We start from the raw sequence: 26,247 nt of genomic DNA, 5'->3' as shown, positions 1-26,247 counted from the left end.
GAATCAGTTCGCCGCGACGGGTTTGCGGCGAGCTTGGGCCGCGGTCGGATCATCCGGCCGCGGGCGATAGCTGAGCCGTTCGGACAATTCGAGCGCTGCCTGGCACACCGCGATGACGAGCGGTTCGCGTTCCTCCGCTTCGCCGATATCGGAACGTGGAATGGTGACGGTCAGCGCGGCGACGATCCTTCCGCTTTGGTCGCGTACCGGCGCGCTCACCACCGAAATCCCGCGCTCGAACGACGCTTCGCTCAACGCGTAGCCGAGCGCCGCGCTTTCGCGCACTCTTCCGTACAGCTCTTCGACAGTCGCCGGCGTACGTTCGGTGAAGCGTTCGAGTTGCGGCTCGGGATACAACTGACGCAATTCCTCGAAGCTCAAATCGCCCATCAGCACCTGCCCATGCACGGTGGCATGCGCCGGCAAACGCGTGCCGACATGCACTTTCACCGAACTGAACATCGGCTCATGGGTCTGCGCCTTGGCGACGAACACCACATCACGCTGATCGCGAATCAGCAGGTGCGTGCTCAGGCCGGTCGCATCGCGCAAGCGTTCGAGAATCGGTGTGCCGACGTCGGTCAGTTCGAGCGAACTCAGGTATTCGAAACCGAGCCGCAGCACCGCGACGCTCAGGCGGAAATAGCGGTCACCATTGACGCGCTCGAGAAAACCGAGTGCTTCGAGCGTCTGCAATAAACGGAAAGTGGTGGTGCGCGGAATGCCGATGCGCTTCGACAATTCGGGCGCGCCGAGCACCGGCTCGCGCGCGCTGAATTCGGCGAGGATGCGCAGGCCGCGCTCCAGCCCCGGCACGAGGTAGGTCGATCCGCCGGTGCTCTCTTCATCGGCGGAATCGGTGGAATCAGCGCTGTCCGCCTGGGACAACGCCGCGTCGTCTTGAGGAGCCGGCGCTGCCGCACCGCGTGGCCTCGCGTGCTTGCGTCCCGCTCCTGTCTGGTCTTCTTTTGCCATCTTGGCTGCCGTTTCTGCTGTTCATCGTTTACAGATCAGCATGATAGCGCGAAGCATGGGACGGCCATTTATCTGGCTGGCGGCGCGGCGGGCGCTTATTTTCGGCGACCGGCAGCGCAGTTTGTGCACCGCCACCATTTCGCGCGGTGCTATCCTTTGATGCGGTTCGTAGCGCTGGGCCGTCTCGCCGCGCTTTCGCTCCTCGCACGCGTCCGGAGGGCACGCTCATGTCCGATCCCATCCAGATTCAGGTCGATGACTCGCATCTTTATCCGGGCTGCGCGGTGCGCATCGCGCACCTGCCCGAGCCGGCCCGCGCGGCCGCCGCGATAGTCGAATTCGCGGACGGCTCAGGCGCACACGCCACCTGCCATCGCCGCGCGCCCGACGAACTCGAATTGACTGTCGACGGCTACGCCACGCAAAGACGCCATCCCGTCGACGCCAAGCATTGGCTGCTGCTGGCCGTTGACGCGACGCACAACAGTTGGCGCGTCAAGCGGCGTCTGCCTTAAGCTGGCCCGGCCGGGCCAGTCCGAACCTCAAACCGTCGTCGCGCGCACGCCGCCCGCGAGCAGCGCATTGACACCCGCTTTGACACCCCGCTTTGACACCCGTCACGCAAACTGCGAAAACACCGATGACCGACAACGACTCCACCCTGCCACCTAATCCTGACGACGCCCCTGACGATCCCGAGCGCCGCCGTGTCCTGACCGGCCTCGCAGCGGTTGGCATGGGACTCGCTCTCGCCGGCTGCCACACTGCTGAGCAGAGCGCGGCGAACGGCGCTGCACCGCGCAGTGCCGCCGACTTGCGACTCGACGCCGCGCTGCGCGACCAGGTCCGTCATATCGTGGTGATCTATGCCGAGAACCGCAGCTTCGCTAACCTGTACGGCAATTTTCCCGGCGTCCAGTACCCACTCGATGCAGTGACAGCCGAGCGTTACCTGCAACTCGACCGCGACGGCAAGACGCCGCTGCCGCAGCTGCCGAAGATCTGGGGCGGCCTCGTGCCGCAGGCGCAGGAAGTGGACGGCAAGCGCTACATGATTGGCGAGCGCGATATCGGCAGCTTGCACAACCGGCCGTTCCACATCACTGACGCACAGGGCGTGCCGCTGCCGAACGGGGTGATTACGCGCGATCTGGTGCATCGTTTCTATCAGAACCAGATGCAGATCAACGCCGGGCGCAACAATCAGTTCGCCGCATGGAGCGATTCCGGCGGCCTGGTGATGGGCCACTATCGCAATTCCGCCGACACGCTGCGTCTGTGGAATCTTGCACGGCAGTACACGCTATGCGACAACTTCTTCATGGCGGCCTTCGGCGGCTCGTGGCTGAACCACATCTTTCTGATCTCGGCGCAGGCGCCGTTCTACCCGGATGTGCATAACAGCCCGGCGAAGAAGCTGGTGTCGGTGGTTGAAGGCGACGACCCGACCGGCACGCGCCTCAAGCTGTCGGCGGATTCGCCCGCGTCCGCGCTCGACGGTCCGCCGAAATACGTCAACGACGGCTTGTTCACCGCCGACGGTTACGCCGTCAATACGATGGCGCCGCCCTATCAGCCGAGCAACGTGCGTGCGGTGCAAGGTGGCGATCCGGCGCTCGCCGACCCGTCGAATCCGCGCGTGCTGCCGCCGCAAAAGTTCGCGACGATCGGCGACCGTCTGACGGACAAGGGGGTCGATTGGGCGTGGTACAGCGGTGCGTGGCAATACGCACTCGAGCATCAGGACACGGGCGCCGTACCCGACTTCCAGTATCACCACCAGCCGTTCAACTACTTCGCCAATTACGCACCGGGCACTGCGGCGCGCCGCAAATATCTGCGCGATGCGGGCTTGGGCAACGAAGCGTCGACCAATCGCCTGCTCGCCGATATCGATGCGGGGCGCCTGCCGGCCGTCACGTTCTACAAACCGCAGGGCGATCTCAACATGCATGCGGGTTACGCGGACGTCGAATCAGGCGACCGGCATATTGCGCACGTCATCGAGCATATTCAGCGCAGTGCGCAGTGGGCTAACACTGTGGTGATCGTCACCGTCGACGAGAACGGCGGCTGGTGGGATCCGGTTGCGCCGCCTAGGGGCGATCGCTGGGGGCCGGGGTCGCGGATTCCCGCAATTGTGATTTCGCCGCTGGCGAAGAAAGGGTATGTCGATCATACGGTGTATGACACTAATTCGATTCTTCGATTTATCAGCCGCGTGTTTGGGCTAGTACCGCTTGATGGGGTTGTCGCGAGAGATCGCGCTTTTGCGGAGAATGGCCTCGCGCCGCTTGGGGATTTGACTAGTGCGCTTGATCTTGCCTGAGGGTTTGGTGTTGGTCTGTGCTTTTGGTTTTGCCTTTTGGCGGCGGGATTTGTCTGGGTGCCTGCGGTGTTGGCCTTTCCTTGATTTGATATTGGTCTATTAGCGTCGCCCCTGTGCGGGGCAGGCACTTACTTTCTTTGCCGCCGCAAAGAAAGTAAGCAAAGAAAGCGGCTTCACACCGCTAACTCCTAAGCGGGTCCCCTGGCTTGGAGGAGGCAGTGGAGCATCTGGAATCAGTGTTCTCGCACACTCCGCGCCGGTGACAAGGCAGTCATACTTCCGGCGGCGCTGCGCGCGCCGTGGCGGTACTTCCCAACACCAATGGGACGTATGCGCTTCCGGCATCATCCTTCCCGCCTCGCACTGCGTGCTCGCCGGAACGGTCTGTAAGGGAAACCCGGGGCTTCGTTTTGATTTGCTGGGAGCCATCGGCTTCGCCTCGGCGAGGCGCCCAAGTGTGCGGATGTGAGCCATCACTCCGGCTGACACGCTAGCGCCTCCGTGAGGCGTTGAAGACGGGAGGGCGAGCCACCGCAGGCACGGAAAAAGTGCCGAACGAAACGCGCCCGCAAGTTACGCTGGCGCAGCAAACACCAGCCGTTACACCTGAGCAACCGCAGGCGCGAAAAGCGCCCGACGGTTTTGTGAAGTACCGCCACGGCGCGCGCAGCGCCGCCGGAAGAATGACTGCCTTGTCACCGGGGCGGAATGTGCGAGGACACTGATTCCAGATGCTCCCCTGCCTCCTCCAAGCCAGGGGACCCGCTTAGGAATTAGCGGTGTGAAGCCGCTTTCTTTGCTTACTTTCTTTGCGGCGGCAAAGAAAGTAAGTGCCTGCCCCGCACAGGGGCGACGCTAATAGACCACTAACAAATCAAGGAAAGGCCAACGCAGCAGGCACACAACCAATGCCGCCGCAATCGTACAGCCGCATACATCGCGTCAAGTTTATTCGTGCCGGATGGCCATACCTTTCAGCTTGCATAACGCGCGTCGCGGCGTAGACTGATAGAGCAATACTTCGCAATTTGTACGGAACTGCCATGCGCCTGACCATCCTCATCAACGGTTCCGATCCCACCGTTAGCCACGATTACGCTGTGCTATGGCTCGACACCGAAGAGCACCGTTGGTCGAGAGAAGCGCATCAAGGGATCGATCTGCCCCCGTGGGGCGAATTACACGACGAAAACGGCGTCACGACGCTCTGCGCGCCGAGCGCGGACGCACCGCTGTGCACGCTGCGCGGATTACACGTGGACCGCAAACAGCAAGTAAGTGCGGCGCAAGGGGCTGCCGCATGGACAGCCGTGCCGACGCACGCGCAGACAAGCGGCTTCTGGCGCCTGCAAGCCGTCGACCGGCAAACGATCCACGCCGAACACAGCGTGTTCGGAAATTAGCTTCCCGCGCTTCCTTTTCGCGCGAACGACCGTATGAATCGAACGGCGCCGCCTGGGTGCAGGCGGACTTGTACACCTGATTTGCGGGCAGTTCATCCGCCATCTGCACTTTGTCGGCATTTAAGCCGTTCTTAAGTTTGCGTGCGTAGAGTTGGAAATCCACGCATTAGGGTCGCTGCAAGGCGGCCCATTTTTTTGTCCAGCGCAGCTCTGGTTTTCCCAGGCGCTCCGCGCAAATCCCCTCAATTTCCGCTGTGTTTTCGTGCGTTCCACGTCGCTCGAATCGGGCTCGCAACGCTATACTTGCGCCCCCCATCCCTCGACCGATTGACTCATGAAGAAGTGGTTCGCCTGTCTGTTGTTTGCCGTCGCCGCTCACGCGAGCGCGGCGCCCTCCTGCACTCAGTTCACACCGAACGCGCAATGGCCGGTGCTGACCAATCAGAAGATGGCGCCGAAAACGCGCATGCTTTGCTACACCGATTTCGCCGTTCTGCATTCCGGTATCACGCATGGTCCACTGTGGTCCGCCGAGCATCTGACGCGCGATCACATCGAAGCCGCCAAAGACATAGTGCGCACCAACAAGTTCTTCGAAGATGCACGCTTGCCCGACGGCGAAGGCGCGAAGCTGGCGGACTATAAACGCAGCGGTTTCGATCGTGGCCATATGAGCCCTGCCGGCAATCGCTGGAATCAGGAAGCGATGGCACAATCGTTTTCGCTCGCCAACGTTGTCCCGCAAAACCGCGAGAACAATCAGCGCTTGTGGGCGCGCATCGAAACCTCGGTGCGCAAAATCGCGATGTCGTACGACGATACCTACGTGGTCACCGGGCCGATTTTCAACGGCCAGCAATTGCAGACCATCGGGCCGACGCGCGTCTTCGTGCCGACGCAATTGTTCAAGGTCGTCTACGTGCCGTCGAAGCGGATGGCGTTCGCGGTGGTGGTGGACAATGTCTCGACCAACCGTTACGACATCAAGACGATTCACGAACTCGAAGCGGCAAGCAGTATCCGTTTTCCGGGCATTCCGGAGACCCTCAAAGATCAGCGACCGGGAGGACTGAAAGGTGTTTAAACCCTATTCGAACGATGACGACGTGCTCAACATTCAGGGCGATGCGCTCACCGTGAGCAACGGCACCACCCGCGTCGTGCTGAACGGAACACTGGAGCTAACGCAGGACCAGCGCGGACTCAAGGCGGCGCTCGCGCTCAAGGAAGCGGTGGATGCGATCGTCGCTGCATTGCAGGCGCAGACGAATCTGCCCGCGAAGGTGAAGGACGAACCGGATGCGAAGCCGGGGGTGGTGCAGAACCCGTTTCAATAGCGCTACCGCATAGCCGCGCACGCAGCACAACGCGAGCGCGGCGTGCACCCTCTTTATTTCGATTACGCACGGTCCTGGCAGTCGCCGATACAACCCAACCTGTTTCAACCGTTACGTTTTGTCACCAGAGCACCGTCAACTCCTGTCTTCCGGTCAACGTTAAACCGGCAGCGCTGAAAAATCTCAGCCGCCACACAAGATTCAACCGGTTAAACCAAGGAGTTAAACCATGAAGACGCTTTTCGCCGCTCTCGCTTCCGCTCTGCTCGTGTCGACCGCTTTCGCACAAACCGCCGCACCGTCGACCACGCAGCCGCTGCAACCCGCGCAAACGCAACCCGCTGGCCAGGCGAATCTGAAGGCCAGCACGGCCGTGCAAACCGGCGCAGCCGAGACCGGCACGGCGACGACGAAGGCCGCGACGAAAGTGCATGTGAAAAAGGCTTCTACCGCTCACGCCGCGAAGAAGCCGGTCCATAAAACCAGCAAGAAGAAAGACGCTGTCGAAGCAGGCGCGGACAAAACCAAAACGGGTAGCGCGAACGAGGCCAGCAATGCCCCGGTTAAGGCCGACGGCGCAAAAACCGACACGACCAAAACGCAATAACACGTGTCCGGTTTTCGGCACGCACCGGCGAGGCATGTGTAGTTAATCAAAGCCGAATTGTGCCGTTCAGGGAGGGCGAGTCTCATGACTCGCCTTTTTTTATGCGTCGTCTCTTTTGGCCGTGCACAGCGCGCATCATTTTTTCACTCGGCTCTTCAATTTTTGCACTGCGTTTACTCAGGGACGTCTACTCTCGAAACTGTCTTGACCAACCATGGCGTCTACGCCGCATCTCATGGCACTCACTCAATCGCTCGACAGCCTCGACACGCAGCCGCTCAACAAATCAACCGTTCGACGTAACAACGTCATCCCCTTCCCCGCGGCGCGTGCCCGCTTGCAGGTCACCCTTCCTCACCAGTCGCACGACCCTGCAGGCACCGGGCTCCGCACGCTATTGCACTCGCCACTCGGCGTGTACGTCGTCAGCACGGAAGTGGTTCGCGATGAGGTTCGCTTGCAACTCGACATCGCGCCCGACGACCTCGATTTCACCCTGCACACACTGATCAGGACGCTTCCCGCGGCATTGATCGGGCCGCTCACGCGACGCAACGTCGTCGCAAAGGCGCGCTAGTCATGTTTTCAGGCATCTGGTTGCCCATCGTCACGCCGCTGCGCAACGGCGAAGTCGACATCGATGCGTTGCAGCGCCTCGCCGACTACTACCTGCGCACCGAGATCAGCGGTTTTGTCGCCTTGAGCACGACGGGCGAAGCCGCGCTACTACAGGAATCCGAGCGCCTCACCGTACTGCAAGCGCTGACTGATGTCGTCGGCTCGCGTCTGCCGATGCTGATCGGCGTCGGCGGCTCGGACACGCGCGATGTCCTGCGCGAAATCCAACGTTACGAGCGCTGGGATTGCGCCGGCTATCTGGTATCCGCGCCGTCGTATGTGTGTCCGGATCAGGCAGGCGTGCAGTGGCACTTCGAGCAGGTCGCGCTCGCCACCGAGCGGCCGATCGTCTTGTACGACGTGCCACATCGAACCGGCGTTACGATTGCGCCGGCCACGGTCGCGCGCTTGCTCGAGTGCGACAACATCGTCGCGATCAAGGAGTGCGTGAAGGAACACTTCGATCAGCTGAGCGCCCTGCCGGTCAACGTGCTGTGCGGCAACGATGACGCCTTCGCCGACTGCCTGAGTGCCGGTGGATCAGGCGGCATTCTGGCGAGCGCACATGTCTGTGCGGATCTTCTGGCAGCGGTGCAGGAACTGTCGCAGGCCAATCGCGATAGCGACGCACGCAATCTGTTCGCCAGCTTGCTGCCGGTGTTGCGCTTGCTGTTCGCCGCGCCGAATCCGTCCGCAATCAAGGCGATGCTGGCATTCGATCATCCAATCACCGACGAGACGCGGATGCCGATCACGCGCGCTTCGGCGCGACTCGTCGAGCAGCTGTATCGCGCTCGTGACGGCTTGCAGGATCTGCGAGCCGAATTTGCCGGAGCAATGAGCTAGCGCGAGTTTGAAGAGCGCGAGCTTGCATCGGAAGTGAGTCTGTCACTCCCGATGCAAGCTCGCGTCGAATCGCCGCATTCTTAATACGACGCGCCGCGCGTAGCCTCGACCGCCACCGCTGTACCGTAACAAGGCGGCCTCGAGATCGCCGTCTGCCTCGTCCAGATAGTCGCGCAGGATAGTCGAGCCGATCCGCACGTTGATCGCCGGATCGGACAAGTCTGTCGTGCCCGCGATCAGTTGTGGATGCGCGGCAGGCAAGACCTGCATGAGCCCCCTTGCGCCTGCAACGCTGACCGCGTGACGATCGAAGCTCGATTCGACCGACATCACCGCGAGCAGCAACACCGGTGAGATAGCGTGACGGTCCGCTTCAGTCAGGACCGAGCGCGCGATCCTGGCGGACTCGGTGGGCGCCACGCGGAACTGCGCGCGCAACAATTCGACAATGTCGCTTAGGGTGGGTAGGCCTACGTTGGGAAATGTATCGCTGGCAGCGATTGGAGCAGCCGTCGCCGACTGTGCATCGGCGGCCTGCCATGCGCCGGCAAGTGAAAAAGCCATCGCTACAAGCAGCATCTTCAGCCCGGATGCCGGGTGAATTTGAGTTACTCGAACACCATCCAATGCGCCATTTCCGTGCATATTCTTCGCTTCCTAACCAGGTGCATCAAACCATACCGGGCTCGGTGTAGCGAATCGCCAAAGAAACAGGGGTGCGCCGTAAAATGCTTATAAAAATGCGGCGTCAAGCGGGCCCAAGCGCGCCATATATGTATCTTTTGCACTTCTTACTGCATTATTGAGGTGTTCGATATTTCAGCAGTGTCAAACTCTGATGACCGATTAACGAGGCGTCATCATGTCCAGCCTGAATATCCGTCCCTACGCTGCGGCATCGCAGAACGACGTAAGCGGCACACAGCACCGCTCAGCTATCTCCGGCCGGCAAACCCGTCGTCGTCGCATGCTCGCGTTGACGGTAGCGAGCAGCGCCGTCGCCGCCATCGCGATCGCAGCGGGATTGCCTTCGACGGGTATTGCGGTCTACCTCGCAGCCACCCTGCCGTTTGCGTTTTTTGCGTGAACGAGGGATACCGTCAATCCGAAGCCGGATTCAAAGCGGCGAGTACGCAGTAAAGGCCATCGTCGGGATCGCCTCGCGTGAATAGCCGTTGACCTGCCGGCAGGCGCTCGATACGGCCCGCTTCGATCAGTTGCGCCTGCATCATAGTGGGCGCCGAGCGAAACCACGCGCCGCGGCCAAGCACCGCGGCAAGCTCATTCGATGAAAAACTCGCAGTCACAGGATGGCATCCCTGCCCGACTGCCGGCTGATTGTCGGCTACCCGATGGTTTCAAATTCCGCCGCCTGCGATTATGCTGACTTTGATTGAGGAGCGGCATCCATGAGAACGCTGACCGAACAGCTTACGCAATACGCGGCCTACCATCGTGACCGGCGCAATATCGCTACGCATTTCATCGGCATTCCGATGATCGTACTGGCGTTGGCGGTGCTGTCGAGCCGGCCGGCGTTCACTTTCGGCGCGTTGCCGTTTTCGCTGTCGCCCGCATGGGTGTTGTTCGTAGCGGCAACGCTCTATTACTTCGTGCTCGACGTGCCGCTCGGCGCGATGATGACCGTCGTGTCGGTGTTGTGCGTCGCGTGCGGTCAGTGGCTGGCCGCGCGTTCGACGCTCACCTGGCTGGCCTCGGGCATCGGTCTGTTCGTGGTCGGCTGGGTGTTTCAGTTCATCGGCCACGTCGCATTCGAGCATCGCAAGCCGGCCTTTGTCGACGACGTGATCGGGCTTCTGATCGGCCCGCTGTTCGTGCTCGCCGAAGCATTGTTCGGTTTCGGCTGGCGGCCTGCGCTGCGCGAAGCGATCGAAGCGCAAGTCGGCCCAACGCGTATCAACCCGCACCGTGCGGCGGCGCATCGCTGAACGCGCGTGCCGCATTCAGCCGGCAACGCTCAGCGCGGCGCGAGGCTGACGAGCCGCACGCTATGCAACGCGGTCAGTGCGACCGCGATCCAGATCGGTATGTAGGTGGCCAACTGCTGCGCGCCCAGCGTTTCGCCGAGCAAGGTCACCGAGACCACCACCAGCAACACGGGCTCGACATAGCCGAGAATGCCGAACAACGCGACCGGCAATAAGCGGCTCGCCTTCAGATACGAAGCCAGTGCGACGGTGCTGAGCGCGCCAAGGCCAGGCAACAGCAGGCACCACATGTCGAGACGGCCGGCGATCTTCGTCAGCGAGCCGCCGCTGATGACGAGCATGATCGCCACCGGCAGCAGCACCGACATCTCCACGGTGAACATCGCGAGTGAATCCTGGTTGATTTTGCGGCGCAGCACGAAATACGGCGGATAGCCGAGTGCGACGAGCAAGGTCGGCCATGAGAACGCGCCTGTCACCCAAAGTTCATGCACGACACCCAATGCGGCGCAGGCGACGGCCAGCCACTGCAAACCGTCGAGCCGCTCGTGATAATAGAAGCGTCCAACCAGCACCATCACCAGCGGCAACAGGAAATAGCCGAGCGATACTTCGAGCATCCGGCCGTGCAGCGGCGCCCATAGAAACACCCATAGTTGCAGACCGAGCAGCACCGCGCCGACGATCATCGAGAGGCCAAGCACCGGCTCGCGGAACATGCGGGCGATCAATTGCCGGAATATCGGCAGGCGTTGGCGCAGAACGATCAGCAATAACGCGCCCGGTATGGTCCACACGATGCGCCACGCGAAGATGTCGAGGCCACTGAGTGGCGCGAGAAGTTTTGCGTAACCCGACAGCAATGCAAATAGCGCAGACGCGCCCACTGACAACGCAATCCCGCGCTTTGGGTCATACTGGTTCATTGAGTGGCCTGCTGCGAAATCGGGAACGTGTGCAGCGCAGCATGCGACGGCGTGGTCTGGGTTGTTGTCATTAAGTTTGGTTGTCTCTACCGTGCAGCAAGCAGATCAAGCACTGCGCGAGCACTACGATTTTTCGTCGATATTCGATGCAAGCCGGCATTCTAGACGGGTTATCCGGCGACAGCACACGTACGTTTTCCGCAGCGCGCCGCATTTATTTCGTGCGCATCGCGCGCCGATGCACTAGAACATAACTTCACGCGTAACCGGCAATTCTGAAGTCGTCACGCCGAACCTCGTTGCACAAGCGCGAATCTTGCTACGAGTCTTGCAGCATCAATCCTTCGGTCCGGGAATAAACGCCATCGCGTCACGGCGAATCCGGTCCGCTCCACTCTCCGCGGCACGCACCAAGTGCTTTCATCGCGCATGCCGCCGTCCGGTCAGCAACCCCCGACCACCGAATGTGACTACTGGAGCCAGCATGACCCAGCCAGCCCTCACGTACGACGTATCACCCGACCTACGCTCCACCTTCGCCGCGGCCGTCCGCGCCGGACTCACCCACGCACCGCAGAAGGAACTGCCGTCGAAATATCTGTATGACGAAGTCGGCTCGGCGCTGTTCGAGGTGATCACCGTGCTGCCCGAATACGGCGTGACGCGCGCCGAAGAGCGCCTGTTGGCGAAGCACGCCGCAGACATCGTCGCGCACCTGCCGCATGACGTCACCGTCGCCGAACTCGGCAGCGGCAGCGGCCGCAAAACGCGGCGCATTCTGGAAGCGCTGTGTAAAAAGCGCCCCACTTCATACTGTCCGATTGAAATATCGCGCAGTGCATTGCAGTTGTGCAGGCGCGAGCTCGGCGACATCGAACGGATTTCGATTGTCGGTTATGAGCGCGATTATCTCGCGGGCCTCGCCGAAGTCAGCAAGAACCGCGCATCGAACGAACGCTTGCTTGTACTGTTTCTCGGCAGCACCATCGGTAATTTCGGGCGGCTCGCAGCCACGCGTTTTCTGCGCGACATCCGCAACATGCTCGCACCTGGCGACGCGTTGCTGCTCGGCACCGATCTGATCAAGCCCACGCCGGTACTGGTGGCGGCTTACGACGATTCGATCGGCGTGACCGCGTCGTTCAATCTGAACCTGCTGGCGCGGGTCAATCGCGAACTTGACGGCGACTTTCCGCTCGACGCGTTCGAACACGTCGCACGTTTCAATCCGGACGCGCGCAGCATCGAAATGCATTTGCGCGCAAAACGCGACGTCACGGCACACGTGGGCGCGGCGCAATTGACGGTCACGCTGAAGGAAGGCGAAACGATCTGGACCGAGAGCAGCCACAAATATCGCGCTGAAGAAGTGCCCGCGATTGCGGACGACGCCGGCTTCGTCTGCAGCCATCAATGGATCGAAGAGGAATGGGGCTTTGCGGAGAGCCTGCTGGTGGCGCGGTAACGCTATAGAGGCGGTGATCTACGCAGTAATCTACGCAAAAACGGCAAGGCGGCACGACATCAGTGTGATGTCGCGCCGCCTTGCCGTTCCATCACGCGCGTTCTCAGTGCTGCTCGAAACGCTCGTAACGCTTTTCCGTCACGCGCTCTTCGCCTGTGACCTCGGTCACCCGCGCCGCCGCCGGCCCGTGACGCAGCCATGACAGCATTCGGTCGACCTGGTTGGCCGGTCCTTGCAAGATGGCTTCAACTGAACCGTCGTCGAGATTCGCCACCCATCCCTTGATACCGAGCGCGTGCGCCTGCCGCACGGTCGCATGGCGAAAGCCGACGCCCTGCACCATGCCGCGCACCCGCACGTAATACGTTTCGATCCGCGAATCCAGATCCGGGGCCATGCCGTATTCTCCTGTGTCGACCGGAGTTAGCGCTTTAGCTGTCGACCAGAGTTAGCGCTTTAGCGCTTACTTTGGTCCCATGCAAAGCACTTACTCCGGTCCCATGCGAGGTGGTTGCGGTCGACCGGAGTTAGCGCTTTAGCTGTCGACCAGAGTTAGCGCTTCAGCACTTACTCCGGTCCCATGCAACGCAATCTTTCAAGCCGGCATTCTAGTCGCGTAGCGGCGAGATTGCTCGCTGACTGCGCGAGGCGACACGCGGCGCGCGCGCCACGTACAATCCGTCGACTGTCACGCTGGGAATGGAAAGAGAATGACCGAACAGAATCGCGATCTCGTACTCGTGACCGGCGCATCCGGCTTCGTCGGCTCGTCGGTGGCGCGCATCGCGCAGCAGAAGGGTTTCAAGGTGCGCGTGCTGGTGCGCGCCACCAGTCCGCGTCAAAACGTCGAGGCGCTGGATGCGGAAATCGTCATCGGCGATATGCGCGACGAAGCGTCGATGCGCGTCGCGCTGCGCGGTGTGCGCTATCTGCTGCACGTCGCCGCCGACTATCGCCTGTGGGCGCCGGACCCGAGCGAAATCGAACGCTCGAACCTCGAAGGCACCGAGGCCACGATGCGCGCGGCGTTGAAGGAAGGCGTCGAACGCATCGTCTACACGAGCAGCGTGGCCACGCTGAAGGTCACCAGTTCCGGCCAGTCCGCCGACGAAACCTCGCCGCTCAAAGCCGACCAGGCAATCGGCGTCTACAAGCGCAGCAAGGTGCTGGCCGAACGCGCGGTGGAACGGATGATCGCCGAAGACGGCCTGCCCGCGGTGATCGTGAATCCGTCCACGCCGATCGGTCCGCGCGACGTCAAGCCGACGCCGACCGGACGCATCATCGTCGAAGCGGCGCTCGGCAAGATTCCCGCGTTCGTCGATACGGGTCTGAACCTCGTGCACGTGGACGACGTGGCTGCCGGCCATTTTCTCGCGCTCGAACGCGGCAAGATCGGCGAGCGCTATATTCTCGGCGGCGAAAATCTGCCGCTGCAGGCGATGCTCGCAGATATCGCCGCGCTGACCGGCCGCAAACCGCCGACGCTGAGTTTGCCGCGCTGGCCGCTCTATCCGTTGGCGGTAGGCGCTGAAGCGGTCGCGAAGATCACGAAGCGCGAACCGTTCGTCACCGTCGACGGCTTGAAGATGTCGAAGAACAAGATGTACTTCACGTCGGCGAAGGCGGAGCGCGAGCTCGGCTATCGCGCGCGGCCGTATCGCGAAGGCTTGAGCGATGCGCTCGAATGGTTCAGGCAAGCGGGCTATCTGAAGCCCTGACGCTTGCATGAAAATCAGGCCGGGCCGTGCAATCCGGCGCGGCCCGCACGCATTTTGTTACAACGTCACTTTGTTTGCGAAAGGTAAAAACCTACGCGCAGCAGGTAAAATCGCGGGTCTTACCAGAGAAACCTCGCATGAATCTTCATGAACAGCTCGGCGCGCTGGAAATGGGCGTCGATCAGCTCATCCAGGCTGTCGTGGCCCCACAGGCCGAAAACATCCCCGAGACACCCGCAGAAACTGCCGCGCCGCAAGCGCCGGTGGATCACTTCACCACGCCGGAATCCGTAGCAGAAGGCGCTATGCCTGAAGCACAGGCGGCGGAAACGTCGGCGCTAGCCGAACAGCCGGCTGCGCAAATCCAGCCGACGCTCGAAATCAACCGCCCCGCTCAGAACGAGATCACGATGACGATCGGCGGCCAGACGGTCGCACTGCGTGCTGAGCAGATCGGGCAACTGATCGAGGAATTGTCGAACGCGCGCGCGTCGATGACACCGGAGCCGCCTCCGGGCATTCCGCCCGGCTGGCGCTTCGTCTCGACGAAGAACCCGGTCATGGCGGTGCAGAAACAGTCGAATGGCGACCGTCTGCTGGTCATGCGCCACACCGGCCACGGCTGGGTGCCGTTCACCTTCTCACCCGACATGGTGATTCAGCTGTACATGCTGCTCACCAAGGGGTGATATGAAAAAGCGGCGCTCAAGAGCGCCGCTTTTCTTTTCATCCGACAAATCCGCGTCATTGCGTGTTCGCGCGCTTCAGTGCTCCTCTTCAGCGCTCCTGCACCGGCGCCTGCACACGCGCCTTCCATTGCCCGCCCTTGCCGCGCCAGTACCTCACCGCAGAAGCAAACGTCGCGCCCACATAGAACAACGCGACCAACGGCAGGAACGGCGCCCACAACGGCGAGCGGCGGTAGTAGCGCAGCATCGGCGCATAGGCGCAGCACATCGCCGCCCAGGCAAGCCACGCGGGCCAGCCGGCCGGACCGAGCAGCAGCGCGGCGACGGGCGGCATCAGATAGATGATCGTCATGCCCGCCAGGGTGCCCACCAGCAGCCACGGCGAGTAGTGCAGTTGCGTGAATGCGGTGCGCGCGATCATGTTCCAGATTTCGCGCCAGCTATCGTATGGACGCAGCGACACGCTGCGCGCCGCCACATCCAGACGAATCGGATGGCGCCCGGCGCCGCGATGCTTGATACGCGCGGCGAGGCTGCAATCGTCGATCAGTTCCGCACGAATCGACTCGATGCCGCCCGCTTCTTCGAGCGCGCTGCGCCGGACCAGCATGCAGCCACCCGCCGCCGCAGCCGTACGATTGCGCGGGTTGTTGACCCACGCGAACGGGTACAGCTTGGCGAAGAAGAACACGAAGGCCGGAATCAGCGCCTTTTCCCAGAACGAATCGCAACGCAGACGGACCATCAGCGAGACGAGGTCGCGCTTTTCGGCATCTGCTCGGGCGACGAGCTGGGAGACAGCGTCGGCGGGATGGCCGATGTCGGCGTCGGTCAATAACAGGAAATCGGCCGGCAAATCGAGCGTGCTCACCGCCTCGATGCCTTGCGACTGCGCCCATACCTTGCCGGACCAGCCCGGCGGCAGCGGCTTCGCGCTCAGCACCGTCAGACGGTCCGCGCATTGCAGTTGCAATGCCGCGGCGCGGGCGGCGTCGGCGGTGCCGTCGGTACTGTGGTCGTCGACGACGATCACGTGGAATTCGCCGGGATAGTCCTGCTGAAGCAAGGTGGTCACGGCCTCGGCGATCACATCGACTTCATTGCGCGCCGGTACGACCGCAGCGACCGCCGGCCATGTTTCGCGCGGCTCGAGCGTCAGCGGTGGGGCAGGACGGGCCCGCCAGAAACCGCCACGCGCGAACAGCAACACGCACCAGATCAACAACGACAGACACGAAAGAAGAAACAGAACCACCGCCATTAAGCATTACCCTCGATTGAACGCGCCTGCGCGCCGACGCACCGCGACCGGAAAATTTTCGTAGTGATCGACGTCCATCCAGCGAGCCTCGGTTTCATTCTGTATTGCGGCGGCAAACGTGTGCCGCAGGATCCCGTAGTTTAAGGGTTCCGATAAACCGGTGCAGTGTGCAATCATTGCCGCACGAGACGCGGATGCGCCGCCGGACAGCGAGCCGGCGGTTGCGGCGCCTGCCCGACACCCGGGCAGGCGCGCCAAAGCAAAGCGGCCGCGATAGCGTTAGAATGCGCGTTTGGTTTTGCTGTACCGGCTTACGCCGGGCTCAAGACATCAACTAAATATGATGGTCGCGGCGATAAAGTCATTTTTACCGACTTCTTCGGAACCCGCGTCAGTCGGAGTTCGCCAACTTATGCGAGTCATCCTTGCTCAACCCCGCGGCTTTTGTGCGGGTGTTGTTCGTGCGATCGAGATTGTCGATCGCGCGTTACAGCAACACGGCGCACCCGTGTACGTGCGTCACGAGATTGTCCACAACCGCCATGTGGTCGACAATCTGCGCCAAAAGGGTGCGCGCTTTGTCGAAGAGCTCGATGAAGTACCGCAAGGCGCTGTGGCGATTTTCAGCGCCCACGGTGTTGCGCAAACAGTCGAGCGCGACGCGGAACAACGTGGCCTCGACGTGCTCGACGCGACCTGCCCGCTGGTCACCAAGGTTCACGTGCAGGGCCGTCAGTATGTGGCCGCGGGACGCACGCTGATTCTGATCGGCCACGCCGGGCACCCGGAAGTCGAAGGCACGATCGGACAGATTCCCGGCACGGTGCTGCTGGTGCAGAGCGAAGCCGAAGTTGCGCACCTGGATCTGCCCCTCGATACGCCGCTCGCGTACGTGACGCAGACCACGCTATCGGTCGACGACACTCGCGGCATTATCGATGCCTTGTTGCGCCGCTTCACCGACATCGTCGGTCCTGACACGCGCGACATCTGCTACGCGACGCAAAACCGTCAGGCGGCGGTTCGCGAACTGAGCAAGCAGGTCGATGTGCTGCTGGTGGTGGGTGCAACCAACAGTTCAAACTCGAACCGGCTGCGCGAGATCGGCAGCGAAAGCGGCGTCGCGAGTTATCTCGTCGCCGACGGTTCGGAAGTGAAGCCGGAGTGGTTTGCGAACGTACAAGCCGTCGGCATCACGGCGGGTGCTTCGGCGCCGGAAGAAATGGTAACGAACGTAATCGATGCGCTGCGCGCATTGGGGCCCGTCGAGGTCACGACGATGGCGGGCCGTGAAGAAAAAGTCGAATTCAAGTTGCCATCGAAACTGATGCAACCACTCGCTGCACGCGAAGTTTAAGGAGGACGTCTTGTCTATTCCGCTGCTACAGAAAGTCCGGGTTGGCGCTTACATCATGCGTCAGCACCTTTCGCGCAACAAGCGCTACCCGCTCGCGTTGATGCTGGAGCCGCTGTTCCGCTGCAATCTTGCCTGCAATGGTTGCGGCAAGATCGATTATCCGGATCCCATCCTGAACCAGCGTCTTTCGCTCGAAGAGTGCCTTGGCGCGGTCGACGAATGCGGCGCACCGGTGGTGTCGATTGCAGGCGGCGAACCGCTGCTGCACAAGGAAATGCCGCAGATCGTGAAGGGCATCATCGCGCGCAAGAAGTTCGTGTATCTCTGCACGAATGCGTTGCTGATGGAAAAGAAGATGGACGATTACGAGCCGAATCCGTACTTCGTCTGGTCGGTTCACCTGGACGGCGACCAGCAGGCGCACGATCACTCGGTGTCGCAGGAAGGCGTGTACGACAAGGCTGTCGCTGCGATCAAGGAAGCGAAGCGCCGTGGTTTCCGCGTGAACATCAACTGCACGCTGTTCAACGACGCGGTGCCGGAACGGGTTGCAGCGTTCTTTGACACGCTGGGCCCGATGGGCGTGGACGGCATCACCGTCTCACCGGGTTATGCGTATGAGCGCGCGCCGGATCAGCAGCACTTCCTGAACCGCGACAAGACCAAGCATCTGTTCCGCGAGATTTTCAAGCGCGGCAACAACGGCAAGAACTGGTCGTTCAGCCAGTCGGCGATGTTCCTGGATTTCCTGGCCGGCAATCAGACGTACGAGTGCACGCCGTGGGGTAATCCGGCACGTACCGTGTTCGGCTGGCAGAAGCCGTGCTATCTGGTCGGCGAAGGGTATGTGAAGACCTTCAAGGAACTGATGGAAACCACGGACTGGGATAACTACGGTACCGGTAACTATGAGAAGTGCGCTGACTGCATGGTGCACTGTGGGTTTGAAGCTACCGCGGTGATGGATACGGTTGCGCATCCGTTGAAGGCTTTGAAGGTTAGCCTTCGGGGGCCTAAGACTTCGGGTGCTTTTACCAAGGATATTCCTTTGGATAAGCAGCGTCCCGCTGAGTATGTTTTTTCTCGACATGTCGAGATCAAGCTGGATGAAATCCAGCGGGCTGGTAAGGGTAAGAAGGTGCAGACGGCTTCTGCACATTAAAATTTGGTTTATAGGGGCGGTTTTTCATGCCCCTTACCCTGCAGGTTTTTTGAAAGCGCGGTGGCTTTGTTGCTATCGCGCTTTTTTATTGGTCTTTTTTTGCCTGCGTGGCGCTTTATATCTGTGTGCCTGCGGCGTTGGCCTTTCCTTGATTTCTTAGTGGTCTATTAGCTTCGCCCCTGTGCGGGGCAGGCACTTACTTTCTTTGCCCACCAAGTGGACTTCCTTCGGGGCGCCGCCGCAAAGAAAGTAAGCAAAGAAAGCGGCTCAAACCGCTAATTCTTAGGGGGGTCCCCTGGCTTGGAGGAGGTAGTGGAGCATCTGGAATCAGTGTTCTCGCACATTCCGCGCTGGTGACAAGGCAGTCATTCTTCCGGCGGCGCTGCGCGCGCCGTGGCGGTACTTCCCAACACCGATGGGATGTATGCGCTTCCGGCATCATCCTTCCCGCCTCGCACTACGTGCTCGCCGGCACGGTCCGCCCAGGAAACCCGTGGGTTCGGTGGATGCCATCGGCTTTGCCTCGGCGAGACGTCCAAGCGTGCGAGTGTGAGCGATCACTCCGGGTAAGAAGCTAGCGCTGCTGCGAGGCATAGGGGACACGAGGTCGGCCACGGCGCCAAAGTAGGCGCAAGCGCCAAAACCGGCGCGGGACCAAAACGGCCTGGCGGTTTGATGAAGTACCGCATCGGCGCGCGCAGCGCCGCCGGAAGAATGACTGCCTTGTCACCAGCGCGGAATGTGCGAGAACACTGATTCCAGATGCTCCACTGCCCCCTCCAAGCCAGGGGACCCGCTTAAGAATTAGCGGGGTGAAGCCGCTTTCTTTGCTTACTTTCTTTGCGGCGGTGTATAGACCGGGGACATGATTGACAAACGTGCGGAGACATCGTTGACACTTTATGGTCAGTGATTCTCGCTCCTCAGGTCAAGGGTGAGGATGCGGTGATGTGCAAACCAGAATTCAAATACGCCGTCTTCGCCCACCTTTGCGCGTGCCGCAACCGGCAGTCCATAAAGTGCGTTCGAGACCTTAAGTTTCCGTCCCTTAAAGCGTAGCTGGCCATCTGACCTGACTCGTAGCACCACGTCGTCCGGGCCGTATTCAGGCTCCTGCAGGATCGATGGATACGCCCGGGGGCTGGGCTTGTAACGGCTGACCGGCGTGTCCATGCCAATCGCCTCGTGCGGACGTTCGCAGTTATACACGGTGCGCCAGCGGTCCAGTTCCTGTTGCACGTGCTCCTGCGTAGCGAAGCTTCGTCCGTTCAGCACTTCAGCCTTCAACGTACGGTGAAACCGCTCATCCTTGCCATTGGTCTGCGGGTGATACGGCCGGCTGTAGCTGATACGGATACCCAGCCGGATCAGCCAGACGGCCAGCTCGGTAAGCTGCCCCGGACTGCTGGGCGAACCCCACGGCGAGCCGTTATCGGTGTTGATGCGCAACGGCAGGCCGTAGTGCCCAAACGCCTCACGTAATCCCGCCTGCACGGTCGAGGTGTCCGTCGGCCCGCAGGCACGCAGCAGGATGCTGAAACGCGAGTGGTCGTCCAGCACCGTCAGGGGGCTGCAACGCTGCTTCTGGAGGGTATCGAAGTGACCCTTGAAATCCATCTGCCAGAGTACGTTGGGCTGCTCGTGTTCAAAGCGCTTCCACGGTTCGCTCATTGCTGAATCGGTCGGCAGGATCAGGTTATGCCGGTGCAGGATGTCGGTCACGGTGCTGGGCTGCGGCACCGCCTCAAAGCCCAGATCCTGCAGGCGCCGACTGATCTTGCGCCCGCCCCAGCGCGGATGGGCCTGGCGCAGCCGCACCACTTCCTGCTCCATGGCAGCGGGAGTCTTCAAGGGGCTGGTGGCTGGGCGCCGTGATTGATCTGACAGCGCGTTCTCGCCACGCTTAAGCCATTTGTAGCCGGTCTGCCGGCTGATGTTGAAGCGCTGGCACAACTCGGTGATCGTCAGGGTGTCCTGACTGGCCAGATGAACAAATTCCTGTCGGAGGCTCATGGTGTCTCTTGCGTTCCAGGGCATGGTCGGGACCGGGCGTTTTAATACCCGGAAGTGTCAACCATGTCCCCGCACACCTGTCAGCTATGTCCCCGGTCTATACACGGCGGCAAAGAAAGTAAGTGCCTGCCCCGCACAGGGGCGACGCTAATCGACCACTAACAAATCAAGGAAAGGCCAACCCCGCAGGCACACAAACAAATAGCGCCGCGCAGGCAAAAACCCAATCAGGCGCTACGCGCAAAACCTACCCCGCGCTCCGCGCATTATGAGCAGTCAAAAACTTAATCAACCCATCAACCCCGCCTTTAGAAAGCTGATCGGCAAACTGCGTTTGATAAACCTGAATCAACCAGGCCCCCATCATATTGATGTCATAGACCTTCCAGCCGGAGGCACCCTTAGTAAGCCGATAATCGATGGAATCATCACCGCCATTACTAATAACGTGCGACTGCACCACCACATCCTTAGCGCCGGCAGGCACACTAACCGGTAAGAACTTAAACTTCACATCCTGATCCCGCAGTTGCGACAACGAAGAAGCATACGTCCGCACGAGCAGGATCTGAAACTGCTCATACAACTGCTTCTGCTGCTCAGGCGTGGCAGTAGTCCACGCCTTGCCTACAGCAATCCGCGTGGTCCGCTGAAAATCCGTCGCGGGCACGAATCGCGTTTCCACCAGTTCGGTGATCTTGTTCATATCGCCGCCGCGCGCCTGCGGATCGGCCTTCATCGCGGCAACAGTGCCTTCAACAGCACTTTTCACCACGGCATCAGGCGCGCTTTGCGCATACGCCGCCGTGGACATCACAGCCGCAGCCAGAAAAGCAGACAAATAACGTTTCATACGCTCGTCAACACCTGAAAAGTAAGCCCCGGCAAGCCAACAAGCCAGCGGCAAAAGCAAGATAGACCAGTATACCGAGATTGCGTTCCCACCCTGGCCCCTTAAGCCCAGCGTCGCACTCGCTGCCGAATACGAGCCGGATCGCGCCGGCTCTGTATACTTGTGCACTTTCGTCAAAAACACCATCCGTGATAAGAAGGCCCCCTCCGCCTACATGCTGAAGTCATCTATCGTCCGTCTCGTCGCCTATTCGGTGCGCCATCCGATAAGCGTCATCGTCCTTTCGCTCGTGCTCGCGGTCCTGAGCAGCTTTTACGTCGTCCATCACTTCAAGATCAACACGGATATCAGCCGTCTCGTCGAAACCGACAAGGAATGGTCGTCGCTCGGCGATGCACTGGACGCGGCCTTCCCCCAGCGCGGTCAAACGGTACTGGTCGTGGTCGAAGCCCGTGCCCCCGAATTCGCCGACGCCGCAGCCAATGCGCTCACCGCCGCGCTGAAAGCCGACCCGAAGGAGTTCGTCGCGGTCACGCAACCGGCCGGCGGCCCGTTCTTCGAACGCAATGGCCTGTTGTTCCCGTCGACCAATGAAGTCCTGTCGACCACTTCGCAGCTCGTCCAGTCCCGGCCGCTGGTCAACGCCCTCGCCCACGATCCGAGCTTGACCGGCCTCGCCGGCACGCTCACGACGAGCCTGCTGTTGCCGTTGCAAATCGGTCAGGTGAAGCTCGCCGACATGAGCCATCTGCTGTCGCAAAGCGCGACCGTGCTCGATCGCGTGTTGGCTGGGCAGCCGGCGGCGTTTTCGTGGCGCGCGCTGGTCGACAGGAGCACCGCCACCGATCCGGCGCGCGCATTTGTTACCGTGCAGCCCGTCGTGAACTACGACGCGCTCGAAGCGGGCGCAAGCGCGTCGAAGGCAATCCGCGACACCGCCGCATCGCTGCACCTCGATACACGCTACGGCGCAACCGTCCGTCTGACCGGCGAACAGCCGCTCGCCGACGAGGAATTCGCCTCGGTCCAGGACGGTGCGGTGCTCAACGGCATCGGCACCTTTATCGTCGTGCTGGTGATCTTGTGGCTGGCGCTGCGCTCGGGCCGCATGATCCTCGCTGTGTTCATCACGTTGTTCGCCGGCCTCGCGATCACCGCCGCGCTCGGCTTGATGATGGTCGGCGCGCTCAACATGATTTCGGTCGCGTTCATGGTGCTGTTCGTCGGGCTCGGGGTCGATTTCGGCGTGCAGTTCGGCGTCAAATACCGCGAGGAACGCAATCGCGACGACCGCCTCTCCGCCGCGCTCGTCCACACCGCCCACACCATCGGCGTGCCGCTCACGCTCGCGGCGGTCGCGGTCGCGGAAAGCTTCTTCTCGTTCCTGCCGACCGCTTATCGCGGCGTGTCGGAGTTGGGCAAGATCGCCGGTGTCGGCATGTTCGTCGCGTACTTCACCAACATGACGCTGCTGCCGGCGCTGCTGAAAGTCTTCAACCCGCCGGGCGAACCCGTGTCGCCAGGTTTCCCGCGACTCGCGCCCGTCGACGATTTCCTCGATCAACACCGCAAGCCGGTGCTGATTGCGACGCTTATCGTCGTGATCGGCGCAACGCCCCTGCTCACGCGTTTGCGCTTCGACTTCAACCCGCTGCATCTGAAGGACCCGCACACGGAATCGATGGCGACGCTGCTGTCGCTGAAGGATTCGCCGGAAGCGGCGGTCAACAATGTACAAGCGCTGGCGCCGTCGCTGGCGGACGCGGACCGCATAGCCGCGCATCTGCAAACGTTGCCGGAAGTGGGCCGCGTGACCACGCTCGACACCTTCATTCCGACTGAGCAGCAGCAAAAGCTGATGCTGGTCGCGAGCGCCGCGCAGCAACTCTTGCCCGCGCTGACGCAGCAGCCCGCGCCGCAAGCCACGGACGCGGTGCGCGTCGCCGCGTTGAAACGCGCGTCGAACCAGCTCGCACTCGCCGCCGACGATCACCCGGGCCCCGGCGCCGCCGAAGCCAAGCATCTGTCGGCGACGCTGCAAAAGCTGGCCGCCGCGGACGCCGCTACGCGCGACCGCGCCGAAACCGCGCTGTCGGAACCGCTGCGAATCGCGCTGAAGCAACTGGCGGATCTGCTGCAACCGACCGAAATCACCCGCGACAACCTGCCCAAGGAAATCTCCGGGAGCTGGGTTTCCAAGGATGGCCGCGCGCTCGTCGACATCGCGCCGAAGGTCAAGCCCGGCGCCGATCCGAACGACGACGCGATGCTAGCCCGCTTCGCGCACGCGGTGAAGAAGGCCGAACCGGGCGCGATCGGCGGTCCGATTTCAATCCTGCATTCGGCCGACACCATCATCAAGGCGTTTATGCAAGCGGCCGGCTACGCGCTACTGACCATCGCGATTCTGCTGTGGCTTGCGCTGCGCCGGATCGGCGACGTGCTGCGCACGCTGGTTCCGCTGCTGGTATCGGCGCTGGTGACGCTCGAGCTGTGCGTGGTATTCGGCATGCCACTGAACTTCGCGAATATCATCGCGTTACCGCTTATGCTGGGCGTCGGCGTGGCATTCAAGATTTACTTTGTCATGGCGTGGCGCAACGGTCAGACTGGCCTCTTGCAGTCGAGCCTCACGCACGCTGTGTTGTTCAGCGCGGCGACCACGGCAACAGCGTTCGGCAGCCTCTGGCTGTCGCACCATCCGGGGACGTCCAGCATGGGACGCCTGCTGGCGCTCTCGTTGTTTTGCACGCTGATCGGCGCGGTGGTGTTCCAACCCGTACTGATGGGCAAACCGCGGCCACGTCGCGCGAAGAAGAAAGGAATTTAAGCATGAAGCTGCGAACCACCGCGCTGGCGCTTGTCGCCACCGGTCTGATCTCTGGCTGTGCGACCGGTCCCGACCGCAAGCCTGGCGACCCGTTCGAACCGGTGAACCGGGTCGTGTTCAACTTCAACGACGGCGTCGACCGCTATGTCGCCGTCCCGGTCGCGAAGGGTTATCAAAAGGTCACGCCGCAGCCGTTGCGCACGGCGGTGAGCAACTTCTTCTCGAATCTGGGCGACCTGACCAACGCCGCGAACAACCTGTTGCAGTTGAAGATCACCGACGCGACCGAAGACATCGTTCGCTTCGCGTTCAACTCGACCTTCGGCCTGGGCGGCTTACTTGATTGGGCGACGCCGGCCGGCCTGCCGAAGCACCACCAGGACTTCGGCCTGACGCTCGGTCACTGGGGCATCCCATCGGGCCCGTACCTCGTCTTGCCGCTGTTCGGTCCGAGCTCGGTACGCGACAGCGCGGGTCTCGTGGTGGACGTGAAGTTCAACCCGCTGAACTACATCGAACCGGCGGAGCGCAATCCGCTGTACGTGTTGCAGTTCGTGAGCGTGCGCTCGGACCTGCTGGGCGCGACGGACCTGCTGCAACAGGCCGCGCTCGACAAATATTCATTCGTTCGCGACGCCTATACGCAGCAACGCAAAGCGCGTCTGCGCGCCACCGGCGAAGGCGCGGCGCCGCCGCCGAACTACGAAGACCAAGACGACTCCGGCGCATCTGCGGCGCCCCCAAAGGGTGCCGCAGGTAGCGCACCGACGGGGCTGCCGAACTACGCGGACCCGGGCGACGCAGCGGAAGCACCGAACGCCGCCTCCGGAAGCGCCACAGGCGCGCCGGCGGGCGTACCGAACTACGCCGACCCGGGCGACACGCCCGCGAGCGGCGCGGGTGGCTTGACGCCGGGTGCCCCGGCGGCGGCACCGGCCGCTGCGTCGGGTACGACTGCACCGAAAGCGGCGCCTCAAACCGCGCCGACGGACAACAAACAACCGGCCGCGGCGCCTGCAGTCCAATAAGCATCCAACCACTGCCTCTGCGCGCGCCGCGCGGGGCACCCGAAAACGGGACGCCGCGTAAAGCGCGGCGAGTGCCTGCCCCGCACAGGGGCGACGCTAATAGACCACTAACAAATCAAGGAAAGGCCAACACCGTAGGCAAACGCCTTCAGGCCCCCATCCGAAAGGCCCCAGCCTCGCCGATCGCATGCCGCGCCTGCACCAAGGAAATGCGGGCCGCCCGAGCATCGACCGCAACCTGAATCAGCGCCCCAATCTGCGACGGCTGCCGCAGCAACTCCCGCAGAATTGGCGCAAGCGCAGTACTCCCATCATCCCGCAAGCCAGCCGTAGCCGCCGAAGGCAACGTCCGCCAAGCCGGATCGACAATCGCCCGGCACACAGCAAACGGCAAACCATGCGCCGCCGCAGCAGCCCCGGCAATATGCGATTCCATATCAACGGCCAAAGCACCGGTCGAGCGATGCAACACGCGCTTATCGTCAGCGCTGACCAAAGGCGCAGTAACGGCAGCCATCGAGCCGCGCCGCAACCGCGCCACAAGCGGCCCAACTGCCAACGCTGCAGCCAGCCTATCCGCCCACCGCGGATCGGTTTCGAGCCGCCCAAACGGCCCTTCGACCGCGTCCGCGACGATCAGCGTGCCCGGCTCCAGATCGGGCGCCAAACCACCCGCCGTGCCAAAACTGACGATGCCCGAACACCCGCGCGCAACCGCCGCGCTCAGCGCACGTTCCAGCAAATCGGCACGCGCGGCGTACACCACCTCGACGCCCTTGCCGCGCGCGATGCGCGCCTCGAACGCCATGCCCGTCACCGCGATCACCGGCAAGATACTGCTGCCGGCGTCGGACAACGGCGTTGTCAAAAGAGGCATC

At 61.8% G+C, this 26,247-nt stretch carries 25 protein-coding genes and 1 pseudogene; 17 read left to right on the top strand and 9 right to left on the bottom strand.

Annotated elements, in window-relative coordinates; genetic code table 11:
• Positions 1 to 3: 3 nt before the first annotated feature.
• Complete coding sequence (locus tag WN982_RS39270) at positions 4 to 975, bottom strand: IclR family transcriptional regulator (RefSeq protein ID WP_341317329.1); 972 nt, start codon at positions 973 to 975, stop codon at positions 4 to 6.
• A gap of 227 nt (positions 976 to 1,202) precedes the next feature.
• On the opposite strand from WN982_RS39270, the gene WN982_RS39265 reads away from it, so the two are divergent.
• The 8 genes from WN982_RS39265 (at position 1,203) to WN982_RS39230 (ending at position 8,115) form a co-directional block, all read left to right on the top strand.
• Positions 1,203 to 1,490: a hypothetical protein gene (locus WN982_RS39265; protein ID WP_341317328.1), complete on the top strand. Its 288-nt coding sequence runs from the start codon at positions 1,203 to 1,205 to the stop codon at positions 1,488 to 1,490.
• 125 nt (positions 1,491 to 1,615) lie between these two features.
• Positions 1,616 to 3,304 (top strand): acid phosphatase, encoded by a 1,689-nt coding sequence (locus tag WN982_RS39260; RefSeq protein WP_341317327.1) that lies wholly within the window; start codon positions 1,616 to 1,618, stop codon positions 3,302 to 3,304.
• Between the two features lie 1,043 nt (positions 3,305 to 4,347).
• Positions 4,348 to 4,707, top strand: coding sequence for a DUF3564 domain-containing protein (locus WN982_RS39255; protein ID WP_341317326.1), 360 nt, complete (start codon positions 4,348 to 4,350; stop codon positions 4,705 to 4,707).
• 334 nt (positions 4,708 to 5,041) lie between these two features.
• Positions 5,042 to 5,791 carry a DNA/RNA non-specific endonuclease gene (locus WN982_RS39250; RefSeq protein WP_341317325.1) on the top strand — a complete coding sequence of 250 codons (750 nt, stop codon included), beginning with the start codon at positions 5,042 to 5,044 and terminating at the stop codon, positions 5,789 to 5,791.
• Positions 5,784 to 6,044, top strand: a complete 261-nt coding sequence (locus WN982_RS39245; RefSeq protein ID WP_341317324.1) for a hypothetical protein — start codon at positions 5,784 to 5,786, stop codon at positions 6,042 to 6,044. Before WN982_RS39250 ends, WN982_RS39245 begins: the two co-directional genes overlap by 8 nt.
• 229 nt (positions 6,045 to 6,273) lie before the next feature.
• The gene (locus tag WN982_RS39240) at positions 6,274 to 6,651 is read left to right on the top strand and encodes a hypothetical protein (RefSeq protein ID WP_341317323.1); all 378 of its coding nucleotides are present in this window, start codon (positions 6,274 to 6,276) and stop codon (positions 6,649 to 6,651) included.
• Positions 6,652 to 6,886: 235 nt separating this feature from the next.
• Positions 6,887 to 7,228, top strand: a complete 342-nt coding sequence (locus tag WN982_RS39235) for a hypothetical protein (protein WP_341317322.1) — start codon at positions 6,887 to 6,889, stop codon at positions 7,226 to 7,228.
• A gap of 2 nt (positions 7,229 to 7,230) precedes the next feature.
• Positions 7,231 to 8,115, top strand: a complete 885-nt coding sequence (locus WN982_RS39230) for a 4-hydroxy-tetrahydrodipicolinate synthase (protein WP_341317321.1) — start codon at positions 7,231 to 7,233, stop codon at positions 8,113 to 8,115.
• 42 nt (positions 8,116 to 8,157) lie between these two features.
• Here the strand turns inward: WN982_RS39230 and WN982_RS39225 are convergent, their stop codons facing one another.
• Positions 8,158 to 8,679 carry a lytic transglycosylase domain-containing protein gene (locus WN982_RS39225; protein ID WP_341317320.1) on the bottom strand — a complete coding sequence of 174 codons (522 nt, stop codon included), beginning with the start codon at positions 8,677 to 8,679 and terminating at the stop codon, positions 8,158 to 8,160.
• Positions 8,680 to 8,977: 298 nt separating this feature from the next.
• On the opposite strand from WN982_RS39225, the gene WN982_RS39220 reads away from it, so the two are divergent.
• Positions 8,978 to 9,202: a hypothetical protein gene (locus WN982_RS39220; RefSeq protein WP_341317319.1), complete on the top strand. Its 225-nt coding sequence runs from the start codon at positions 8,978 to 8,980 to the stop codon at positions 9,200 to 9,202.
• 40 nt (positions 9,203 to 9,242) lie between these two features.
• On the opposite strand, the pseudogene WN982_RS39215 reads toward WN982_RS39220, so the two are convergent.
• Positions 9,243 to 9,422, bottom strand: a pseudogene (locus WN982_RS39215) (Crp/Fnr family transcriptional regulator); the annotation flags it as partial.
• A gap of 102 nt (positions 9,423 to 9,524) precedes the next feature.
• Here WN982_RS39215 and WN982_RS39210 point away from each other — a divergent pair.
• Complete coding sequence (locus WN982_RS39210; RefSeq protein WP_341317318.1) at positions 9,525 to 10,064, top strand: Mpo1-like protein; 540 nt, start codon at positions 9,525 to 9,527, stop codon at positions 10,062 to 10,064.
• A 29-nt stretch (positions 10,065 to 10,093) separates the two neighbouring features.
• Here the strand turns inward: WN982_RS39210 and rarD are convergent, their stop codons facing one another.
• Positions 10,094 to 10,990, bottom strand: a complete 897-nt coding sequence (gene rarD / locus WN982_RS39205; RefSeq protein WP_341317317.1) for an EamA family transporter RarD — start codon at positions 10,988 to 10,990, stop codon at positions 10,094 to 10,096.
• Positions 10,991 to 11,474: 484 nt separating this feature from the next.
• On the opposite strand from rarD, the gene egtD reads away from it, so the two are divergent.
• Positions 11,475 to 12,455, top strand: a complete 981-nt coding sequence (gene egtD, locus WN982_RS39200; protein WP_341317316.1) for an L-histidine N(alpha)-methyltransferase — start codon at positions 11,475 to 11,477, stop codon at positions 12,453 to 12,455.
• Positions 12,456 to 12,558: 103 nt separating this feature from the next.
• Here the strand turns inward: egtD and WN982_RS39195 are convergent, their stop codons facing one another.
• Positions 12,559 to 12,852, bottom strand: coding sequence for an acylphosphatase (locus WN982_RS39195; RefSeq protein ID WP_341317315.1), 294 nt, complete (start codon positions 12,850 to 12,852; stop codon positions 12,559 to 12,561).
• A 313-nt stretch (positions 12,853 to 13,165) separates the two neighbouring features.
• Here WN982_RS39195 and hpnA point away from each other — a divergent pair, with 313 nt between their 5' ends.
• Positions 13,166 to 14,176 carry a hopanoid-associated sugar epimerase gene (gene hpnA / locus WN982_RS39190; RefSeq protein WP_341317314.1) on the top strand — a complete coding sequence of 337 codons (1,011 nt, stop codon included), beginning with the start codon at positions 13,166 to 13,168 and terminating at the stop codon, positions 14,174 to 14,176.
• Between the two features lie 137 nt (positions 14,177 to 14,313).
• Positions 14,314 to 14,865: a hypothetical protein gene (locus WN982_RS39185; RefSeq protein WP_341317313.1), complete on the top strand. Its 552-nt coding sequence runs from the start codon at positions 14,314 to 14,316 to the stop codon at positions 14,863 to 14,865.
• A gap of 88 nt (positions 14,866 to 14,953) precedes the next feature.
• On the opposite strand, the gene WN982_RS39180 is transcribed toward WN982_RS39185, so the two are convergent.
• A complete protein-coding gene (locus WN982_RS39180; protein ID WP_341317312.1) occupies positions 14,954 to 16,126 on the bottom strand; it encodes a glycosyltransferase in 1,173 nt (390 codons plus the stop codon).
• Between the two features lie 412 nt (positions 16,127 to 16,538).
• On the opposite strand from WN982_RS39180, the gene ispH reads away from it, so the two are divergent.
• Together ispH and hpnH are read left to right on the top strand one after the other, a co-directional pair.
• Positions 16,539 to 17,483: a 4-hydroxy-3-methylbut-2-enyl diphosphate reductase gene (gene ispH, locus WN982_RS39175; protein ID WP_341317311.1), complete on the top strand. Its 945-nt coding sequence runs from the start codon at positions 16,539 to 16,541 to the stop codon at positions 17,481 to 17,483.
• 10 nt (positions 17,484 to 17,493) lie between these two features.
• Positions 17,494 to 18,645, top strand: a complete 1,152-nt coding sequence (gene hpnH / locus WN982_RS39170; RefSeq protein ID WP_341317310.1) for an adenosyl-hopene transferase HpnH — start codon at positions 17,494 to 17,496, stop codon at positions 18,643 to 18,645.
• Positions 18,646 to 19,551: 906 nt separating this feature from the next.
• On the opposite strand, the gene WN982_RS39165 is transcribed toward hpnH, so the two are convergent.
• Both WN982_RS39165 and WN982_RS39160 read right to left on the bottom strand, forming a co-directional pair.
• Positions 19,552 to 20,682 (bottom strand): IS481 family transposase, encoded by a 1,131-nt coding sequence (locus WN982_RS39165; RefSeq protein WP_341313135.1) that lies wholly within the window; start codon positions 20,680 to 20,682, stop codon positions 19,552 to 19,554.
• Positions 20,683 to 20,905: 223 nt separating this feature from the next.
• Positions 20,906 to 21,511 (bottom strand): ABC transporter substrate-binding protein, encoded by a 606-nt coding sequence (locus tag WN982_RS39160; RefSeq protein WP_341317309.1) that lies wholly within the window; start codon positions 21,509 to 21,511, stop codon positions 20,906 to 20,908.
• Between the two features lie 214 nt (positions 21,512 to 21,725).
• On the opposite strand from WN982_RS39160, the gene WN982_RS39155 reads away from it, so the two are divergent.
• Together WN982_RS39155 and WN982_RS39150 are read left to right on the top strand one after the other, a co-directional pair.
• Complete coding sequence (locus tag WN982_RS39155; protein ID WP_341317308.1) at positions 21,726 to 24,341, top strand: MMPL family transporter; 2,616 nt, start codon at positions 21,726 to 21,728, stop codon at positions 24,339 to 24,341.
• A gap of 2 nt (positions 24,342 to 24,343) precedes the next feature.
• The gene (locus WN982_RS39150; RefSeq protein WP_341317307.1) at positions 24,344 to 25,369 is read left to right on the top strand and encodes an MlaA family lipoprotein; all 1,026 of its coding nucleotides are present in this window, start codon (positions 24,344 to 24,346) and stop codon (positions 25,367 to 25,369) included.
• A gap of 148 nt (positions 25,370 to 25,517) precedes the next feature.
• Here WN982_RS39150 and WN982_RS39145 read toward each other — a convergent pair whose 3' ends face one another.
• Positions 25,518 to 26,246 (bottom strand): phosphorylase, encoded by a 729-nt coding sequence (locus WN982_RS39145; RefSeq protein ID WP_341317306.1) that lies wholly within the window; start codon positions 26,244 to 26,246, stop codon positions 25,518 to 25,520.
• Between the last annotated feature and the right edge of the window lies 1 nt (position 26,247).

Source organism: Paraburkholderia sp. IMGN_8 (genome assembly GCF_038050405.1).
In the GTDB taxonomy this organism is placed as follows: Bacteria; Pseudomonadota; Gammaproteobacteria; order Burkholderiales; family Burkholderiaceae; genus Paraburkholderia.
Note: the sequence above shows the minus strand (reverse complement) of the source record. Positions and strands in the feature narration are given on the sequence as shown.

Bases quoted from the DNA above. Each gene is read 5' to 3' on its own strand.
- WN982_RS39270 (WP_341317329.1), bottom strand. From the start codon at position 975: ATGGCAAAAGAAGACCAGACAGGAGCGGGACGCAAGCACGCGAGGCCA.
- WN982_RS39265 (WP_341317328.1), top strand. From the start codon at position 1,203: ATGTCCGATCCCATCCAGATTCAGGTCGATGACTCGCATCTTTATCCG.
- WN982_RS39260 (WP_341317327.1), top strand. From the start codon at position 1,616: ATGACCGACAACGACTCCACCCTGCCACCTAATCCTGACGACGCCCCT.
- WN982_RS39255 (WP_341317326.1), top strand. From the start codon at position 4,348: ATGCGCCTGACCATCCTCATCAACGGTTCCGATCCCACCGTTAGCCAC.
- WN982_RS39250 (WP_341317325.1), top strand. From the start codon at position 5,042: ATGAAGAAGTGGTTCGCCTGTCTGTTGTTTGCCGTCGCCGCTCACGCG.
- WN982_RS39240 (WP_341317323.1), top strand. From the start codon at position 6,274: ATGAAGACGCTTTTCGCCGCTCTCGCTTCCGCTCTGCTCGTGTCGACC.
- WN982_RS39235 (WP_341317322.1), top strand. From the start codon at position 6,887: ATGGCACTCACTCAATCGCTCGACAGCCTCGACACGCAGCCGCTCAAC.
- WN982_RS39230 (WP_341317321.1), top strand. From the start codon at position 7,231: ATGTTTTCAGGCATCTGGTTGCCCATCGTCACGCCGCTGCGCAACGGC.
- WN982_RS39225 (WP_341317320.1), bottom strand. From the start codon at position 8,679: ATGGCTTTTTCACTTGCCGGCGCATGGCAGGCCGCCGATGCACAGTCG.
- WN982_RS39220 (WP_341317319.1), top strand. From the start codon at position 8,978: ATGTCCAGCCTGAATATCCGTCCCTACGCTGCGGCATCGCAGAACGAC.
- WN982_RS39210 (WP_341317318.1), top strand. From the start codon at position 9,525: ATGAGAACGCTGACCGAACAGCTTACGCAATACGCGGCCTACCATCGT.
- rarD (WP_341317317.1), bottom strand. From the start codon at position 10,990: ATGAACCAGTATGACCCAAAGCGCGGGATTGCGTTGTCAGTGGGCGCG.
- egtD (WP_341317316.1), top strand. From the start codon at position 11,475: ATGACCCAGCCAGCCCTCACGTACGACGTATCACCCGACCTACGCTCC.
- WN982_RS39195 (WP_341317315.1), bottom strand. From the start codon at position 12,852: ATGGCCCCGGATCTGGATTCGCGGATCGAAACGTATTACGTGCGGGTG.
- hpnA (WP_341317314.1), top strand. From the start codon at position 13,166: ATGACCGAACAGAATCGCGATCTCGTACTCGTGACCGGCGCATCCGGC.
- WN982_RS39185 (WP_341317313.1), top strand. From the start codon at position 14,314: ATGAATCTTCATGAACAGCTCGGCGCGCTGGAAATGGGCGTCGATCAG.
- WN982_RS39180 (WP_341317312.1), bottom strand. From the start codon at position 16,126: ATGGCGGTGGTTCTGTTTCTTCTTTCGTGTCTGTCGTTGTTGATCTGG.
- ispH (WP_341317311.1), top strand. From the start codon at position 16,539: ATGCGAGTCATCCTTGCTCAACCCCGCGGCTTTTGTGCGGGTGTTGTT.
- WN982_RS39165 (WP_341313135.1), bottom strand. From the start codon at position 20,682: ATGCCCTGGAACGCAAGAGACACCATGAGCCTCCGACAGGAATTTGTT.
- WN982_RS39160 (WP_341317309.1), bottom strand. From the start codon at position 21,511: ATGAAACGTTATTTGTCTGCTTTTCTGGCTGCGGCTGTGATGTCCACG.
- WN982_RS39155 (WP_341317308.1), top strand. From the start codon at position 21,726: ATGCTGAAGTCATCTATCGTCCGTCTCGTCGCCTATTCGGTGCGCCAT.
- WN982_RS39150 (WP_341317307.1), top strand. From the start codon at position 24,344: ATGAAGCTGCGAACCACCGCGCTGGCGCTTGTCGCCACCGGTCTGATC.
- WN982_RS39145 (WP_341317306.1), bottom strand. From the start codon at position 26,246: ATGCCTCTTTTGACAACGCCGTTGTCCGACGCCGGCAGCAGTATCTTG.